Origin of the sequence: Planomicrobium sp. CPCC 101110, from assembly GCF_007859395.1 — a bacterium.
In the GTDB taxonomy this organism is placed as follows: domain Bacteria; phylum Bacillota; class Bacilli; order Bacillales_A; family Planococcaceae; genus Planococcus.
Window position 1 is genome coordinate 745,435 of sequence record NZ_VOHD01000006.1, and the last position, 17,473, is coordinate 762,907.

The 17,473-nt window shown below is 46.4% G+C and carries 19 protein-coding genes; 1 reads left to right on the forward strand and 18 read right to left on the reverse strand.

What is annotated here, in order from left to right; genetic code table 11:
- Positions 1-31: 31 nt before the first annotated feature.
- From FQV30_RS11590 to FQV30_RS11645, 12 genes are all read right to left on the reverse strand, one after another.
- A complete protein-coding gene (locus FQV30_RS11590; RefSeq protein WP_146500302.1) occupies positions 32-1,117 on the reverse strand; it encodes a bifunctional 3-deoxy-7-phosphoheptulonate synthase/chorismate mutase in 1,086 nt (361 codons plus the stop codon).
- Between the two features lie 169 nt (positions 1,118-1,286).
- Complete coding sequence (ytxJ, locus tag FQV30_RS11595; protein ID WP_146500303.1) at positions 1,287-1,616, reverse strand: bacillithiol system redox-active protein YtxJ; 330 nt, start codon at positions 1,614-1,616, stop codon at positions 1,287-1,289.
- Positions 1,617-1,642: 26 nt separating this feature from the next.
- Positions 1,643-2,575: a YtxH domain-containing protein gene (locus tag FQV30_RS11600; RefSeq protein ID WP_146500304.1), complete on the reverse strand. Its 933-nt coding sequence runs from the start codon at positions 2,573-2,575 to the stop codon at positions 1,643-1,645.
- 33 nt (positions 2,576-2,608) lie between these two features.
- Complete coding sequence (locus tag FQV30_RS11605; protein ID WP_146494212.1) at positions 2,609-3,100, reverse strand: DUF948 domain-containing protein; 492 nt, start codon at positions 3,098-3,100, stop codon at positions 2,609-2,611.
- A 137-nt stretch (positions 3,101-3,237) separates the two neighbouring features.
- Positions 3,238-4,551, reverse strand: a complete 1,314-nt coding sequence (gene murC / locus FQV30_RS11610) for a UDP-N-acetylmuramate--L-alanine ligase (protein ID WP_146500305.1) — start codon at positions 4,549-4,551, stop codon at positions 3,238-3,240.
- A 157-nt stretch (positions 4,552-4,708) separates the two neighbouring features.
- Positions 4,709-7,330 (reverse strand): DNA translocase FtsK, encoded by a 2,622-nt coding sequence (locus FQV30_RS11615; protein WP_146500306.1) that lies wholly within the window; start codon positions 7,328-7,330, stop codon positions 4,709-4,711.
- 6 nt (positions 7,331-7,336) lie between these two features.
- Positions 7,337-7,945, reverse strand: a complete 609-nt coding sequence (ytpR, locus tag FQV30_RS11620; RefSeq protein WP_146500307.1) for a YtpR family tRNA-binding protein — start codon at positions 7,943-7,945, stop codon at positions 7,337-7,339.
- Positions 7,942-8,757, reverse strand: coding sequence for a DUF1444 family protein (locus FQV30_RS11625; RefSeq protein ID WP_146500308.1), 816 nt, complete (start codon positions 8,755-8,757; stop codon positions 7,942-7,944). Before FQV30_RS11625 ends, ytpR begins: the two co-directional genes overlap by 4 nt.
- Positions 8,758-8,816: 59 nt before the next feature.
- Positions 8,817-9,134 carry a thioredoxin family protein gene (locus tag FQV30_RS11630; RefSeq protein WP_146500309.1) on the reverse strand — a complete coding sequence of 106 codons (318 nt, stop codon included), beginning with the start codon at positions 9,132-9,134 and terminating at the stop codon, positions 8,817-8,819.
- A 14-nt stretch (positions 9,135-9,148) separates the two neighbouring features.
- Positions 9,149-9,664: a hypothetical protein gene (locus FQV30_RS11635; protein ID WP_146500310.1), complete on the reverse strand. Its 516-nt coding sequence runs from the start codon at positions 9,662-9,664 to the stop codon at positions 9,149-9,151.
- A gap of 33 nt (positions 9,665-9,697) precedes the next feature.
- On the reverse strand, positions 9,698-10,246 hold the full coding sequence (locus FQV30_RS11640) for a DUF84 family protein (RefSeq protein ID WP_146500311.1): 549 nt from the start codon (positions 10,244-10,246) through the stop codon (positions 9,698-9,700).
- A gap of 64 nt (positions 10,247-10,310) precedes the next feature.
- Positions 10,311-11,384 carry a M42 family metallopeptidase gene (locus FQV30_RS11645; protein WP_146500312.1) on the reverse strand — a complete coding sequence of 358 codons (1,074 nt, stop codon included), beginning with the start codon at positions 11,382-11,384 and terminating at the stop codon, positions 10,311-10,313.
- Positions 11,385-11,553: 169 nt separating this feature from the next.
- Here FQV30_RS11645 and FQV30_RS11650 point away from each other — a divergent pair, with 169 nt between their 5' ends.
- Positions 11,554-11,868 carry a PepSY domain-containing protein gene (locus tag FQV30_RS11650; protein WP_146500313.1) on the forward strand — a complete coding sequence of 105 codons (315 nt, stop codon included), beginning with the start codon at positions 11,554-11,556 and terminating at the stop codon, positions 11,866-11,868.
- Between the two features lie 156 nt (positions 11,869-12,024).
- Here FQV30_RS11650 and FQV30_RS11655 read toward each other — a convergent pair whose 3' ends face one another.
- The 6 genes from FQV30_RS11655 to pepV all read right to left on the reverse strand — a co-directional run bounded on the left by FQV30_RS11655 (position 12,025) and on the right by pepV (position 17,370).
- Positions 12,025-12,879 carry a YtnP family quorum-quenching lactonase gene (locus FQV30_RS11655; protein WP_146500314.1) on the reverse strand — a complete coding sequence of 285 codons (855 nt, stop codon included), beginning with the start codon at positions 12,877-12,879 and terminating at the stop codon, positions 12,025-12,027.
- Positions 12,880-12,897: 18 nt separating this feature from the next.
- Complete coding sequence (gene trmB / locus FQV30_RS11660) at positions 12,898-13,548, reverse strand: tRNA (guanosine(46)-N7)-methyltransferase TrmB (protein WP_146500315.1); 651 nt, start codon at positions 13,546-13,548, stop codon at positions 12,898-12,900.
- On the reverse strand, positions 13,548-14,525 hold the full coding sequence (locus FQV30_RS11665; RefSeq protein ID WP_255473416.1) for a diacylglycerol/lipid kinase family protein: 978 nt from the start codon (positions 14,523-14,525) through the stop codon (positions 13,548-13,550). Before FQV30_RS11665 ends, trmB begins: the two co-directional genes overlap by 1 nt.
- Positions 14,522-15,058, reverse strand: a complete 537-nt coding sequence (thpR, locus tag FQV30_RS11670) for an RNA 2',3'-cyclic phosphodiesterase (RefSeq protein ID WP_146500316.1) — start codon at positions 15,056-15,058, stop codon at positions 14,522-14,524. Before thpR ends, FQV30_RS11665 begins: the two co-directional genes overlap by 4 nt.
- A gap of 72 nt (positions 15,059-15,130) precedes the next feature.
- Complete coding sequence (gene dat, locus FQV30_RS11675) at positions 15,131-15,979, reverse strand: D-amino-acid transaminase (protein WP_146500317.1); 849 nt, start codon at positions 15,977-15,979, stop codon at positions 15,131-15,133.
- A gap of 17 nt (positions 15,980-15,996) precedes the next feature.
- Positions 15,997-17,370, reverse strand: a complete 1,374-nt coding sequence (gene pepV, locus FQV30_RS11680; protein WP_146500318.1) for a dipeptidase PepV — start codon at positions 17,368-17,370, stop codon at positions 15,997-15,999.
- Positions 17,371-17,473 lie beyond the last annotated feature (103 nt).

Sequence of the window (17,473 nt, forward strand, 5' to 3'; positions counted from 1 at the left end):
AAAAGCCGGGTAAATTCCCGGCTCTTCGGTCTTATGCTTTAAATTCGTATTGCTTCATGAACTTCATCAAAGCATCATAGTATTCGTCGAACTGAGGTATATTCATTTGCTGCTGGGCATCAGATAAAGCAACAGCAGGATCTGGATGAACCTCAGCCATAACACCGTCTGCGCCAATTGCGATAGCGGCTTTTGCGGTAGGCAGCAGCAGATCACGGCGTCCTGTAGAATGCGTAACATCCACAAACACCGGCAAGTGTGTTTCCTGTTTCAGGATTGGCACAGCAGAGATATCAAGCGTGTTTCTCGTCGCTTTTTCATATGTGCGAATCCCACGCTCACACAAAATGATCTGGCTATTGCCGTTTGCGATAATGTATTCTGCAGCATTGATGAATTCATCGATAGTTGCAGATAATCCTCTCTTTAAAAGGACCGGTTTGTTGATGGAACCAACAGCTTTTAGAAGTTCGAAGTTTTGCATATTGCGCGCTCCAACTTGAACGACGTCCACATAATCTAATGCAGCTTCTAAATGGTGTGGAGTGACAATTTCAGAAACTACAGCCAAGTTGTTTTCATCAGCCGCTTTTTTCAGCATTTTCAAACCTTCTAGCCCCAGCCCCTGGAAATCGTATGGGGATGTACGAGGCTTGTAGGCACCGCCGCGAATCATTCGAAGCCCTTTAGCGCCAATTACTTCAGCAACTCTTGAAACCTGCTCTTGTGACTCGACTGCGCAAGGGCCAAAGATAAAGGATGGAGTTCCGTCGCCGATTTTTTCACCATTGATTGTAATGATCGTATCTTCAGCTTTCTTCTTCCGCGAAACCAATAGCGCTTTACGGTGATCTTCTTCCTGCATATCAAGAGCTGATTTGAAAATCTCTTTGAATATATGGTCAACCGTTTTTTGGTCTAATGGTCCATTATTGTTTTCTTTCAGCAAATTGAGCATATGGCGTTCGCGCATTGGATCGAATTTTTCCATCCCCTGCTTTTCTTTCAACTTCCCGATGTCTTGCACTATAGAAGCCCTCTCATTTATAAGAGACAAAATTTGAAGGTTTACTGCGTCGACTTTTTCTCTTAGCTGTTCTAAATCTAAATGGTCCATTCTCCAACTTCTCCTTTCGCAAATCACCTTACTTAGTGACTCATCTTATCACATTAAAACTATTATATGCAAAGTATTCGGTAAAGTCACGAAATATTTTAACGCTTCAACGCGCGAAAGTGTTTTCAGCATAAAAAAAGAGCTGAAGCTTTAAAGCCCCAGCTCTTTTTTATGCAAGAAATTCCGTCATTGCATTGCTTTTGATCTTATTGTGAGATTCATGCCAATCAACCACCTGGTTTGAAAAATGGAAGAGTTGAGGAGACTCGTGTTTGATCTGTGTAATCTCCTCGATCGCATTTGAAAGCTCACGATCTTCTTGTACCACTAAGAATAGAAATAGTTGGTTAGGGTGCAACGAACAATACTCATTGAATTCATTCCAAGCAGCCGCGGATACAGGACAAGTATTGCTGTGCTTAAACAGCCAATAATGTTGTGTACCTGAAGTTGCTTGTTTCAAAGCGTCTAAATTCTGAACACGAACTAAATTTTTCATGAAACCCGCTCCCAGGATATTTCGTATTATTTGTTTTTGTTGCTAGAGCTATTCGAGCTGCTGTTTTTGCTTGAATTGTTCGTATTGTTCCAGCGCCCTGAACTGTTTGTGCCTGAAGATTTGTTCGAGCTGTTGGAAGTCGAATTAGAACCAGACCCCTTGTTGTTCGAAGTGCCAGAAGAAGCTGTAGAGCCTGTTGAGCTTGAAGAATTTTTAGAACCTGTAGATCCGGTTGAAGTTGAAGGGTTTTTGGAATCAGGAGACCCTACTGTTCCAGTAGTCCCTGAAGCTTGTGTTCCTGAATTGCCAGCCGAGCCTGGCGTATTGGCTGAACCTGATTTGCTTTCTTCTTTCACTTCTTCAACCGCTTCTCTCAGCGCATCTGCAGTGGATGTAAAGTTTTCTTGGCCGCCAGCTGTTGTGCCAGTGGACGCATCACTTTGGTTATGGACAGTATCCAGCATCTCGATTGACTCTTCTCCTTCTGATGAAGCAGTGCCATCGTCCATTGGAGATTTTCCGCCTTTGAGATTTTTGACTTTATCCACCACTTTTGAGGATTGGTCTTTGACTTGCTGCGTTAAGTCGCCGGATTTTCCTTTTACTGTATCCGTGTAGCCGGAAGTCTTCTCCTTCAGCGTAGACGCGTGGGTATTCAAATCTGTGCGGAAGTCTTTGCCGGATTTAGGCGCCAAGAACAATGCCACCGCTGCCCCGACCAGTCCGCCGACAATCACTCCTGCCAGAAAACCTTTTGAACTTTCTTCCTCTTCATAGTCGTAAAGGTCATCATAGCGGTTCGACATGCCATACGATTGAGGCACATATTGGCTTTGCTCAAAAGCTCCGCCGTTTTGCGTATAGTATGTGTTGTTATAAGCCGAATCGTTATGGTTCGTGTTCTGCTGATTTTCTTTCGAATCTTGGTTGTTTTGGTTATTGTTATAGTTTTGCGTCATAATTCATTCCTCCAATAAGTAATATAGAATTTTTTAAGCGCGTTCATTGTGAGGCAATTGTTTTTGGCCTGGAACCGGTTCATAAGCCGAAGTAGCGCGGGCTTCATAAATCTTGCGTTCCTTCCAGCTGTCGCGGATTCCCATCAAAACATTGCTCCATTGGACTACTGTCGCGATTTTATCGCGATTGTCTTCAACTTGTGAAGTGACAGAAGTCGTAATGTGGCGTACGGATGAATTCAAGTCTGTTACTGAATTTCCGACCCCTCTCACTGCATCCACGACTGTATTCAGTTTCTGTGATTTGTCCTGGATGTCCTCAGCTAATTCATTTGTTTTGTGCAACAGGTTCGTTGTTTCCAATGTTACTCCCTGTAATTGATTTTCAAGACCTGCAACAGTTCCTGAAACTTCTTTTAATGTGTTTTTAAGCGAGTTCAATGTCATTGCCAAAGCAACGCATAACACCAAAAACCCTACTGCAGCCACGATAGCGGCTATGTAAAGCAGTATTCTCCAATCCATGTTGTTTCCTCCTTTTCAACTCAACGTTATATTGTTTTCTACCCCTACTGAAGTACGACTAAACCAACCCCCTTTACATTTATTCAACACGGGCTTATGAAATCCTTCCTAAATAAAAAAACAGTTTAACCCGAAGGTTAAACTGTTTCTTCTGCCTGAAGCAAGTTTTCAAACGCCTCTTGGAACTTTGTGACATCCCCAGCACCCATGAATAGAAACACAGCATTGCCGCGCTCCAGCAATGCGCTGACGCCGTCTTCTTTCAAAACTTGGCTGCCCTCGATTTTCCCGGCTAAATCTTCAATGGTCAAAGCTCCTGCTTTTTCACGCGCAGAACCGAAGATGTCGCATAGGTAAATGTGATTGGCCTCAGATAAACTGTCTGCGAATTCCTGCAGGAATGTCTGGGTCCGTGAAAATGTATGCGGCTGGAAAATTGCGACCAGCTCACGCTCTGGAAACTTTTGGCGTGCTGACTGCAGCGTCGCCCGGATTTCCGTTGGGTGATGCGCATAATCGTCGATTAGAATGCGCCCGCCGATTTCGGTTTGCGTAAAGCGGCGGTTCACTCCTCCATAGCTTGAAAATTGCTGCTGGATGATATCCGCCGGAATATTTTCATAATGGCAGAGAGAAATTACCGCAAGCGCGTTTAGAATTGTATGGTCGCCAAACATCGGGATTGTGAATGTATGGAAAAACTCATCGCGGATCACTACGTCGAATGTAGTGCCGGAAGTTGTTTTAACGATATTTTGCGCTTGAAAATCATTTTCCTCGCCAAGCCCATAATAAACCACTGGAATAGGGGCCTGAATTTTTTGCAGATGTTCATCGTCGCCACAAGCGATAATGCATTTTTTCACTTGCTGCGCCATTTCTTCAAATGCATTGAAAACATCGTCGATGCCGCTGAAATAATCCGGGTGGTCAAAATCGATATTTGTCATAATCGCGTAGTCCGGATGATATGCCAGGAAATGGCGGCGGTATTCACAAGCTTCCAATACGAAGAAATGAGAATCCTCCTTGCCGTAGCCGGTGCCATCCCCGATCAAGTAAGACACCGGCTTATATCCGTTCAGCACATGTGCCATCAATCCTGTTGTAGAAGTCTTGCCGTGTGCTCCTGTAATGGCCACTGAAACGTATTGCTTCATCAGATCGCCCAGGAATGTATGGTAGCGGATGATTGTCGCCCCTAATTCTTTTGCCTTGACAAGTTCCGGGTGGTTATCATTGAAAGCGTTGCCGGCCACAATCGTCATATTCTCTTCAATATTGTCCGGATCGAACGGCAAAATGGTAATGCCTCTCTCGCGAAGGCGGTCCTCCGTGAAAAAGTGCTGTTCAATGTCAGAACCTTGGACCTCCTGCCCCATATCATGCATGATTTGCGCAAGCGGACTCATCCCGGCACCTTTGATGCCCGTGAAATGTAAAACTGTCATAATTGGACCTCCTGTGGGAGTTGAAAATTAGTCTGCGAAAGCCGGTATTCGGCTTTGCAGCTGGTTTGAGAATACTAAGTCTGTAAATTATATCATATTCTTACATCATTCTAAAATAAGTGGTATTTTCTATCATTTTAATTGATAGATGGTAAGTTTAATGAAAAACTTCTTCCATATCATCGGCGGTGATCAAAACAGATCGTGCTTTGCTGCCATTCTGTTCCGAGATAAAGCCCTGGTCTTCGAGCAGGTCCATCAATCTTGCCGCCCGGTTATAGCCGATATGGAATTTCCGCTGCAAAAGCGAAGTTGATGCAGTTCCTTGCGCTAAGATAAACCGGCAGGCCTCCTCGAACAAATCATCTTGTTCTCCTGGAGAATGGTTGCGTTTCATCAATTCTTCCTCTTTGAAAAAGTATTCAGGTTTTCCTTGCGCACGTACATGCTCAATAACAGCTTCTATTTCTTCGTCTGTCACAAAAGTTCCTTGAAGACGCACCGGAGCCGACATGCCGTTTCCAAGATAAAGCATATCTCCCCTGCCAAGAAGCCGTTCAGCGCCTTGGGAATCCAAGATAGTGCGGCTATCAACTTGTGACGATACCGAAAATGCGATGCGAGTCGGAATGTTCGATTTGATCAGCCCGGTAATCACATCAACTGATGGCCGCTGCGTCGCAATGACCAAATGGATACCGCAAGCGCGCGCTTTTTGCGCAATGCGGCAAATGGCATCTTCGACATCAGAGGGAGACATCATCATCAAATCGGCCAATTCATCAATAATGATTAAAATGTAAGGCAGATGCTGCGCATGATCCCCTTTGTCTTTCGCCATTTTGTTGTAGCGGCTGATGTCCCGCACCCCGACATGCGCGAACAATTGATAGCGCCTCTCCATCTCTTCAACTGCCCATTTCAGTGAAGCAGTCGCCGCCTTTACATCCGTGATGACTGGGCTGACCAGATGCGGAATATGGTTGTACGGAGCCAATTCCACCATTTTCGGGTCGATCAGCAATAATTTCAGATCTTTCGGGGAGGATTTATACAACAAGCTCACCAAAAGCGAATTGATGCAGACACTTTTCCCCGAACCGGTAGCTCCGGCTATCAATCCGTGCGGCATTTTCCGCAAGTCCAGCGTTACCGGCTTTCCGGTCAGATCCAGCCCAAGCGCGGCCTCCATAGGAGAATCGGAGTCCCTGAAGACAGGACTGTCAATGATTTCAGAAATCCTTACAGCCCTGGATGTCCGATTCGGAATTTCAATGCCGATGGAGCTTTTGCCGGGAATCGGTGCCTGTATGCGTATGTCTTTCGCTGCGAGCGCCAGTTTCAAATCGTCCGCCAAGTTGCGGATTTTGCTGACTTTCACACCCTGGGCTACTGTCAGTTCGAATTGCGTGACTGCCGGCCCTTGGACAATGCTCAGGATTGACGCTTGGATTTGGAAGTGGGAAAGCGCTTCTACCAGCCGTTCACCCTGTTCTTCCATCCAGTTGTCGTCTTTTCGGTCATCTTCCGGAGCCAGCAAAAAGCCATTTTCCGGATGCAAATAAGCCGCTGGTTTTTCCTCGACTTTTTCTAAAGAAGGCTCAGATTCACTTGGAAGGATTCCTTCAGCCGGTCCGGGTTCTGCGGATGCAACTTCGGCTGTTATTGCAGGTTCAACCGTTTTTGTTTCTTCGATCTCCTGTTTTGCCGGCTTGGCAGCGGCCGCTGGCGCAGTCTTTTTAAGACGCTCTTTGTCCGATTTCAGCATCAACACATTGAAAGGCACAGTTCTTTCCCTTTTCTTTTCAGGGGCCGTTTCCGTTTTTTCAATTTCTGTATTCTCTTTTTGAATTTCTTTATGTACCGATTGTTCAGCTTCTTTTGCTTGTTCAATTTCTTCTCGATCAGGTTCCGGCTTGTTTTCCGGTTCCGCTTGCTCAGCGAACTCCTGCACTAAGACAGGCTCTTCTTCAGCATCCGGCTTTTGCGTTGGACCGGAATTTTCTTCAACAGCAGGATTTCGCACTGCAGCTGCCTCTTCTTGCACAGCCGGCTCTTGTGCTGCCGGCGGCGCCTCTTGCGCCGTTTCAGGCTGCTCTGCCGCTGGTTTTTCTTGCACTGCTGATTTCGCCGCTTCAGCCGCTGACCCTTGCATCGAAGGCTCCTGCATTACAGGCTCCCCTTGGCCAACAAGTCCGCGCGCCTTGACAGCTTCCACTGCCGCAGCCGTTTTTTCTTCCACAGCCGGGGCATCTGCTGATTTTCCGTCCGCTTCTCCATATTTTTGAACCGAATTTCTTAATGCCATAGGCGCTGGCAGTTTTTTTGGTTCAAAACGGATTTCTTTTCGTTCAAGCAAATTTTCAATTGGCGCTGGGCGCGTTTCATCAAAACCGTAGACGGGCGAAGGAACTCTCGTCGGTTCAAACGGGCGCGTCTTGTTGATCGGTTTCGCTGCGGTTTTTTGCGGTTTGCGAACGGGCGGTGCAATCCTTTTTTCTGTAGCAGGAACAAAAGGTTTTTGCGCTGGCGAGACTGCCGGTTTGCGCGCTGGCGGTTCGAATGGCGGTGGAGTCTCCTGTTTTATGGATGCTTCCACTTTTACTAGAGTTGCATCCCGTTTCAAAAATACCTCTATTTCATCATCCGGGATGAGCGGAAAACGAAAAGGAGTGGGTTCAGCTTGTTGCGGCTCTGATTGCTCCCATTCCATTTGTGTATTTTCCTCTTCTATATCACTGGAAAACATGCGCTTCCAAATATTTTTAACCCAACCCATAATGCGTCACGCCTTTACTTCAAATGATGAACCGATTTCCGCATCTTCAGGCAGCACAAGGATTCCTTTTTCTTGTGGAGCATCCGGCAACGCCAGTTCTTTTGCAGAGCAGATCATGCCGCTTGAAGCAACGCCGCGCAATTCTGCATCACGGATTAATGTGCCGGAAGGCATGATTGCGCCGACTTTCGCCACTACCACTTTTTGCCCTTGCTCGACATTCGGGGCTCCGCAGACAATCTGCAGGGTTTCCGTTCCAACAGCCACCTGGCAAACACTCAATTTGTCAGCATTAGGATGCTTTTCTTTCGTTTCCACATAACCTACGACAAATTTAGGGGACAAGTCCACTTCCAATGTATAGCCGATATCGTTTTTTTCTAAAGCATTTTGCAATGCCGTTACAAGTTCTTCTGAAAGGTCAACAGCTTGGGTTTCAGGAAAATCAATATAAGAGGATGCATGGAACAAGTTGAAGCCGACGATTTGATCCGCCCCATCTTTTATAAGTGTGATATCCCCTGAAATCTCAGGCTTGATTTCTTCAGGTTTTTCCATTTGCAATTGAACCAGCAATACATCGCCAATTCCATTTTTATTGTAGAAAACATTCATTTTTTATCGTTCTCCTTGTTCGGTCTATTTTTTGCCATGATGAATATCGGCTCTAATTCGTCTTTATCGTAGACAAACGACAAAGACGTGATCGGCACTTTTCCGTTCGTGAAGAAGTGCATGGCCATTTGCGCTAATACGTCATATCCGGTTTCATTGCGGATATCGCCGATGATCAATACATCCTGATGAGGTACGGACACCGTCATATCCCCTGCTATTTTCGTTTTCATCTCTTTTAGGAAAGATTCATTCAAGATGCGTGAAGCATCATACCCGTCGTTTTCATTCAAAAAATAAAAAATATTGCCTGCGACGTGGTCTTCTTTAAGCTTGGTGGTCAGCTTTTTCACTTGGAACTTTGCGATTTCCTTCAGCTGTTCTTCTGTCAGACTTAATGAATTTAACACATTTTCATCAATTAAGCGATAGGTAGTGCCGACATCCAAAGCAAAATACACCCTGGTCTCAGCTGTATGTTCCATTGTGATGAATTTATGGCCTTCTTTGGATTCAAGCGGAAAAGAAGTCGAGCGGATGACTGGATAGATGTGTTCCGGCGATCCAAGCTCTCCTTTGGCTTCTTTTTCCATGGCATTGAACGTTTCGGTAATGGTATAGACAATTTCCTCAATCGCAGCGTCGCCTTTCGCCTGGTAGCGGTTGATCACTTGCGGAAGCGATAAGGACATGCCTTTTTGCAATGTTTCATGGCGGATATGCACCATATCCTTTTCACGGTCAAAGCGCCATTCCAATTGGCGGCTCGGCATCCGTTCTCTCAGTAAATTTACTAGTTCAGTTGATTTCATAGACGTTCATCCTTTCAAAAATAAACGGTTCAGCCCAAAAGGCGAACCGTCTTTTTTTATTATTTCGGCAGCTTGGCCAGGAATGATTCGATTTCTTCTTGTGTTTTTCGGTCTTTGCTGACAAATCGCCCTTTTTCTTGCCCATTGTTGAACGCCAGGAAACTTGGAATCCCATATATGTCTTTTTCAATGCATAAATCGATAAACTCATCGCGGTCTACAGAAATAAACTCATAATCTTTGAAGGAATTTTCCACCTCAGGCATAATCGGGTCGATCACCCGGCAATCTGGGCACCATCCAGCAGTAAACATGAATACCACCGGTTTTTGCTCAGTCAAATCATGAAACTCATCAACAGATTGTAAACGTCTCATCTTTGTTTCAGCTCCTATTCTTCAGTATCGATTGATCGGACCGTCCTCATCATCCAATCCATATTGCCTGCAATGGCGCTTTCTTCGGAAATGGTCGTCATTTTCACGCCGCCTATGCTTTCCACTATCTCATAACGGTCTTCAGCAATCAGCCGGACCGTAGTAAAACCAAAACGGCCGTTTTGTTCGAACGTTTCGTCCACCAGCCACTGCTGATCCGGATTCGCTTTTTGAAGGTCATAAAAAAATTTGCTGTCGGCTGCTTCATTCGGATTTATGAACAATACAAAAGAATCGCTGCCTTTTGTAATGATAACGTTATTTTCATCGGATGGCTTTTCAATGGTATATCCGCCCGGAAGATATAGCTCCCTGTCAGCTGCCGTTTCGTTGGTATCCATCGATTCTTGTTCGAACGCTTGGCGCGCATGCGCTAAGCCGTCGGCAATCCGTTCTTCCGGAGACTCCATGCAGCCGGCAAGCATGGCGGACGCTAAAAGAACCAATCCAAAAAATCTTCTACGAGGCACAATAATTCCTCCTTAGCTATGCATGTTCCTATTTTAAAGGTGTTTGGAAGCACATGCAACTGAAGCGCCGCCGAGCATATACTGGCCCACAAGAAGTCTGACAATGTGCTGGAACATCTCATCGCGGTTGACAAGCCCGCCCGTCAAAATTCCGACAGCGCCTTTGTGCTTGCGGGTGCCGCTTTCTTGCACATAATCATCCATGACCGGACCGAGTTCCTTTCCCGCTTTCAAAGAAGCCGCAATGCTTTTCGGCAGCGGAATCTGTGCCCCGGCCGCCGTGAACAGCTCCCCTTCTTTTGAACACAGGGCTCCCCAATTGCACAAATACATAACCCCTTCAATTTCATATACGCCGCCTTCGAGTCCGATGGCGAAGTCTTCCCCGGTGCCGAGCGCCCGCCGTGCCCGGTTGATGGCGCCGAGCCGTGTTTCTTCCAAAGAAAAAGGCTGGGCGGATACTCCCGAATCTGTTTCGGCGGGCTGCAAGTCAAATGCTAAGCCCAATTCTGTTAAAACAGCGGAAACCGCTTTGATTTTTGCCGGGTTGTTTGATGCGACAACCGCTTTGATTTTTGTCATTTTGCTTCATTCCTTTCAAAAATGGTTTGGGACAAGGGCAAAAAAAAGAGCCCGAAGGCACTTTTCAAACGTTTTGCTTGATGGTTTCGACTGTAGTGCGGTCTGCAGTTTTGACAAGCTGCTTAAGCAGTTCTTTTGCGGCTGCGTAGTCATCCGTATGGACAATTGAAGCTGCCGTATGGATATAGCGGGAGCAGATTCCTATGACCGAACTCGGCACTCCGCGGTTTGATGTATGGACGCGGCCTGCATCAGTACCGCCTTGCGATACAAAAAACTGGTGCGGTATTTTATGGGTGGCAGCCGTATCCAGTATAAATTCGCGCATGCCCCGGTGTGTGACCATGCTTTTGTCCAAAATGCGGATCAATGTGCCTCCGCCAAGTTGGCCAAATTCATTTTTGTTGCCGGCTGCATCGTTTGCCGGGCTTGCATCGAGGGCAAAAAACATATCAGGATCAATCATATTAGCTGCGGTCTGGGCACCTCGCAAACCGACTTCCTCCATGACTGTCGCCCCTGAAAACAGCTGATTCGGCAGTGTTTCGCCATTCAGCTCTTTCAGCAGTTCCACGGCCAGCCCGCAACCATATCGATTGTCCCAAGCTTTGGCCATAATCTTTTTCTCGTTTGCCATCGGTGTAAATGGGCTGAAAGGAACAATTTGCTGGCCAGGGCGAATGCCGATCGCGATTGCATCCTCTTTGTCATCAGCCCCGATATCAATCAACATGTTTTTGATTTCCATCGGTTTTTTGCGCATTTCTTCACTTAACAAGTGGGGCGGTACTGAACCGATCACGCCAGGTATGGATTTATCGCCTGCAATGATTTCTACTCGGGTCGCCAGCATTACCTGATTCCACCAGCCGCCGAGGGGCTGAAAGCGTATAAGTCCTTTTTCGGTAATGGAAGATACCATGAATCCGACTTCATCCATATGTCCGGCGACCATGATGCGGGGGCCATCTTCTTTGCCGTATTTGACTCCGAAGACGCTTCCCAATTTATCTTGGATGATTTCATCTGAGTACTTGCCAAGTTCTTGTTTCATAAATTTTCTTACTGCATGTTCGTTGCCAGGAGTACCCGGAAGTTCCGTTAAGGTTTTGAATAAATTGATTGTTTCACTGTTCATACAACTAATTCCTCCTAAATAACTGCCTGCTAACAGTTTAGAGTTTTTTTCGGAGTATTTCCACCTTTATATTTCGGCTGGCGAAAGGAAAGCTTCGGGACGGCACATTATTTCCTTGCCTGTTTTGATTTATGGTACAATTTAGGCAGCACGTATAGGAGGGATTCAAGTGAAAAATCGCGATTTATTGATTGGATTTGCAACAGGGGCCGCTGCTGCTTTTTTGGTTAAAGGAGCATACGACCGCAAAGAAAAGCTTTACTCAGCAGATGATGTGCTAAAACACGTCAAATCTGCCTTTAAAGAAGAAGGGCCGATCGACGGTTCCTGGATTTTCATGAAAACCGAACCGTACAAACAACATGCGATTACAACAGAAGTCTATAAAGGCGGCATTACCCGCCACCGCGAAGACCAGCTGGAACAGTTCGAGTTCCTGGCCGACGCCCACACTGGCGCCGTGTTGGAAGTCAAAAAAGTATAAATGTGAAACAGCGGGACAGCAAAATGAGAAACCTGTATGGAAATTATTCCATACGGGTTTTGTGATTTTTCCGGCCTTTATACCTGTCATGTACCGCTCCGTGATCACCGAACCAATTCCAGCAAACAAAAAAAGAGCCGGGATTCCCGGCTCTTTTTAAAATTGCAGTTCTTTGTATTTTACCGATTCTGTAATGGCTTTGCCGTCCTGTCCCCACTTCAACAAACGATAATAGGCATCATGATAAAAACTGAAATAATAGCCCTTTTCCAACGCCTCTTTCACCAATTTCTCTTTGGCGTAGATCGAGTCCATCGGATAGTCGTCATATGCCAGCACCCAAAGCGGATTCTGATGGGCATGCGTCGGCATGATATCCCCCATATGCAGGATCGTTTCGCCGCCGCTCCTTAATTTTATGGCACTATGGCCATTTGAATGGCCGCCTGTATGGACCATCGTGATGGCGTCAAAAAGCGTTTTTTCTTTATCAAACGTCTCAACTTGGAATGCAATCGGCTCCCAATTTTCTTTCCAGTAAGTGTTCTTGGAACGGATATTGGGATTTTGCATTTCTTCCCACTCTACTGAGGACACATGGATCTTCGCATTCGGAAAACTCGGCACGTAAGATTCGCCTTGTTTTTTTGTCAGGCCAGCAGCATGGTCGCCGTGCAAATGCGTCATCAAGACAGTATCAATATCTTCTGCAGAAAGCCCAAGTTCCGAAAGCTCTTCATCGATACGGGATTCTGAAGAAACACCCAAGTTGCGTTTTTGGCGGTCTGTCAATTTCCCTGAACCAAGACCGCTGTCGATGATGATGTTATGGCCTTGATACTGCACTAAAATCGGATGAGTCGGCAATTCGATTTGATTGTTTTCAGTGACTGGATACCGCTTTGACCAAACAACTTTCGGCACTACTCCAAACATTGTGCCCCCGTCCAGCCAAGTGGTTCCCCCGTCCAGCCACGTTAATGCCATATCGTGAAATTGAAACTTATCCATATTCCATCCCCCTGATCATCAATTCCTTTGAAATTGTGCTTCCAGCCGGTAAATCGGCTGGCCTTTTTTCGAAAACTTCTCTTCATATTCAGTCATGATGTTCCATTCCGGCTCATTCGCATGCAAATCCAACGATACGTCTTTCAATAGCATGCCGTACTCGGAAATGCTTGTAAGCGAATACTCAAACAAGCCGCGATTGTCTGTCTTGAAATGGATTTCGCCATTTTCAGGAAGAACAGTCTCATACAAGCGCAAAAACGTCTCATGCGTTAAACGGCGCTTCGAATGGCGCGTCTTTGGCCATGGATCTGAAAAATTCAAATAAAGCCGGTCCACTTCGCCTTTTTCAAAATAAGATTCGATGTTTTTCGCGTTCACCTTCAATAGGCGCAAGTTCGGAATGCCGCCTTCTTCTTCCAATATGCGTTCCAATGCGCTGACTATGACGCTGTCAAAAAGTTCGATCCCGATATAATTGATCTCAGGATTCATCTTTGCCATGCCGACAATAAACCGCCCTTTTCCTGTTCCCGCCTCAATATGCAGCGGGTTGCTGTTGCCAAAAACTTCTTGCCATTTCCCTTTTACTGTTTCCGGCTCGGGAATAACGATTTCCGGATGGGCTTGGATCAATTCTGCCGCCCATGGTTTAAAACGTGATCTCATTAGACTTCCTCTTTCTTTTCTATATTCACAGATTGCCAATGCTGTTTGCTTACGGCATATGTTACTGCCCGATTTACAGGTGTCGTTCCAGCACCATCCCCGTCCACATGGCGGAAGACCGCTTTGCCCGCTGTTAGCTGGAACTGCGGACGGCTCATCTGGGCCACTTCCTTGAAGCGGGTATGGGTTCCGGTAAATACCGTACCAAAAACGAGCAGCAGTTTCAAACGGGATAAATTATGGACTACCGTCAATTCCAATAGTCCATCATCCGTTTTGGATTGCGGGGAAATTTTCATGCCGCCACCGAAGTAAGGCTGGTTGCTGACGGTGGCAAACCAGACATTATCAAAAACCAGTTTGCGGTTTCCTTCCTCCACCACCAATTGAAACCTTTCAAAACTCACCAGGGTTTTTATCACATAAAGCAAATAAACGATTTTTCCTGCACCAAGTCTATTCAGCCACTTTTTTGCCGATGATCGATTGGCCAGCATGGAAATCTCTCCATCGAAACCCATTCCTGCAGAGCTGACAAAGGGGCTTGCCCCTCCATCGCAAAGCTCCCCTAAATCTTCTTTTATGGACTTCGGGCATTTTAAAAATCGCAAAATAGCCTCAGCATCCTGAAAAGCGGTATAGCCTCTACAGAAATCATTCCCCGATCCCGCTGCTACGGCACCGACGATGAGGTTTTCTGCTCCTGCCGCTCCAGCAACGATTTCACGCAGCGTACCATCGCCTCCAAAACCGATGAGAAGGATGGGTCCTTTTGAGGTATGCAGCGCTTTCGCCATTTGGATCGCATGCCCTGACGCTTCAGTAAACTGGGCTTCAAAAGGGAATTTGGCAGTTTGCTCAAAGAGCCGCCATTTCTTCAATGCAATGCCGTTGCCGGCGACTGGGTTGATGATGAATATCACTTTCATCAGTTGCAGTTCAGCGATCCCATGACATTTGTTCGGATCATTCGTCATCCCTCTTTCAACTGGTAAGTGTGGATAGGGATATACCTTGGCACTTGTTGCGGCTCGATTTGGAATATGGAGAATTCCGCCACTCGGAACGTGGCCGGCTTGAGCGTCAATTGCTGCTCGATCGGCGGCCCGCCTTTCCATTTGCCTGCCAGGGTAATGTGCGGTACGAACGGTTTTGTATCTGGATTCATGTTGAAGGGAAGGAGCGTTTGCCGGACCTGGTCGTGCAAAGCGGCCAATTCCTTGCTAGCTTCGACTGATGCATAGATGATACGCGGAGTTGAAGGGTTGCCGAATGTTTCTGCGCCGTTGACTGCAAGATCGAAAGGCGCATGTTCCACACTCTTCAGCGCTTTTGCTGCAGCCTCGATTTCCCCATGAGGGTCGTTGCCGATGAATAGCAAGGTAATGTGCATATCGACTGGCGGGGTATATCGTTTATGGCTCGCCAAGTTCCATTCTTGTCTTGCCGCGTCCAATGCCACGGCAACTTCTTCAGGAATTTTGATTCCGATAAAGTAATGTTTGGACATTTGCACCACCTCTTTTCAGTTTATCATTTAAAGAGTTATAAAAAAATAGTGATCGGCTTTCGCCGACCACATTCATGCCTTGACAGCCAAATTCAAATTCGCTGCAAACGCTTTTTGAAGAATTTTGGTCAAGGGGCCCGGAGTTCCGTCGCCAATCGGGTGCCCGTCGATCTCGATGATCGGCATCACTTCCGCAGTTGTTGAAGACAAGAAAAACTCATCCATCTCCAGCGCCTCTGTTTTTGTGAAAGCCGTTTCCTGGACTCCGATGCCTGCTTGTTCACAGAGTTCCAGAATGACGCTTCTTGTAATGCCCGGCAAAATCAGGTTATCTGTCGGGTGTGTATATACCACGCCGTCTTTTATTCCGTACATGTTTGTTGAAGAGCCTTCTGTTACCGTTTCTCCCCGGTGAAGAATCGCTTCGTAAAAGCCCTTATCATATGCTTCTTGTTTTGCAAGCACATTGCCGAGAAGGTTCAAGCTCTTGATGTCGCAGCGGAGCCAGCGGATATCTTCGATAAAAGTCGCCCGGACCCCTGCTTCCATCAATTCCACTGGACGTTCGACCGATTTTGTGTAACCGATCAGGACCGGCGGCGTGTCTGCCGGAAAATGGTGCTGCCGAACCGAAGCGCCGCGAGTGATCTGTACATACACTTGGCCGTTATTGATTTCGTTTTTTTCAACCAAATCGTACATCAACTTGTGGAAAACATCCTTAGTATAAGGAATGACGATTTTTATCTTTTCCGCACTCGCGTAAAACCGGTCGATATGTTCTTTTGCCGTGAATAGGTTTCCTTCATAAACACGGATGACTTCATAAATTCCGTCCCCGAACTGATAACCGCGGTCTTCTTTGGAAATCACCAATTCTTCTTCCCGGATAAATTGATCGTTATGTAAAATCAAGTCCATAGCCAATCCCTCTTTTCTCATTTTTTACAAGCTAATTGGTAGATCGTTTCTGCGTAAATAGCAGTCGCTTTTACCAAGTTGTCAATATCCACAAATTCATCCAGTTGGTGGGCAACATCTTTTTCCCCTGGGAACAGCATGCCAAATGCTACGCCTTTTTTCAAGACACGGGCATACGTTCCGCCGCCAATCGCCAAAAGGTCCGCCTTTTGGCCGGTTTGTTTTTCATACACCGACTGCAAGGTTTCGATAAATGGGTCGTTTTCATCCACATGATGCGGCCGCGAGTTCGAGGCAATTTCCAGTGTAAAGCCTTCCGCCCCAAACTTGGCCATCTTTTCTTCAAAAGGATAAGTGACCGAATACCTCATGCTGATGGCAACCGTCGCTTTTTTGCCACTTTCAAACCGGATGACGCCCGCGTTGAATGTTGTATCGCCCGAAACTTCGTCATTATATTCGAGGCCGAATCTTCTGCCCCGCGAATCATTATGGAAATGGCCGGCAATAAATTCAGTGAAATGCTTGCCATCCCCACTCAAATGGTCCTTCAAGAACAAAGCGAGCAAGATGCCGGCATTGATGCCTAGATCCGGCTCCATCGCATGGGCTGATTTGCCATGAAGGGAAAGGGTCGTATACCCATTGCTCTCAATTGCGGATCCGCTCACTTGGTGCCTAGCGCAAAAGGTATTGAAGCGTTCCTGCCATTCTGCCAACTCACCCGCGACTGTCGCTTCCGCTAAATCCGGAACCATATTGGTCCGTTCCCCGGACTTGAATGAAACCAGTTCATCGGCCTGCGGCCACTCCGTTTTTGAAAGAACAAGGCCTGCAATTCCTTTTTCCGCGTTGATGATCGGAAAATCGGCATCCGGCGCAAATGCGATTGTCGGCATTTCCTCTGTCTCGAAATAGCGGTTTACGCAGCGGAAGCCGCTTTCTTCGTCAGTGCCAATGATGAGGCGGACGCGCTTGGAAAACTCGAACCCCGCTTCTTTCACTATGTTCAGCGCAGTCCAAGCTGCAATTGTCGGTCCTTTGTCATCAATAGCGCCCCGGCCAAAAAGCTTGCCGCTTTCTATAACTCCACCGAATGGATCTTTTGTCCAGCCCGCTCCAGCCGGCACCACATCTACGTGCCCCAAAATGCCAAGCAGTTCGTCACCTTGGCCAGTTTCAAGATGACCGGCTACATAATCTACATTTTTTACACTGAATCCATTTTCAGTGCCTTTCTCCAAAAACCACTCTAGCGCCCGCTTTACGTCCTTTCCAAAGGGAGCTTCCGGTTCCGTTTCTTCGCTTAAAACACTTGGAATAGCAATCAGCTGCTGCAATTCCTTAAGCATTTTGTCTTTTCTTTTTTCTGCTTCCAGTTGCCAATCCATATTCCACTCTCCTTTTATTAAAGCTATTGTACACCTTTTTTGCATAAATTAAATAACTGTTGCATAAAATGGACATTATTTCGCCTTTTATCTGCTTAAATAG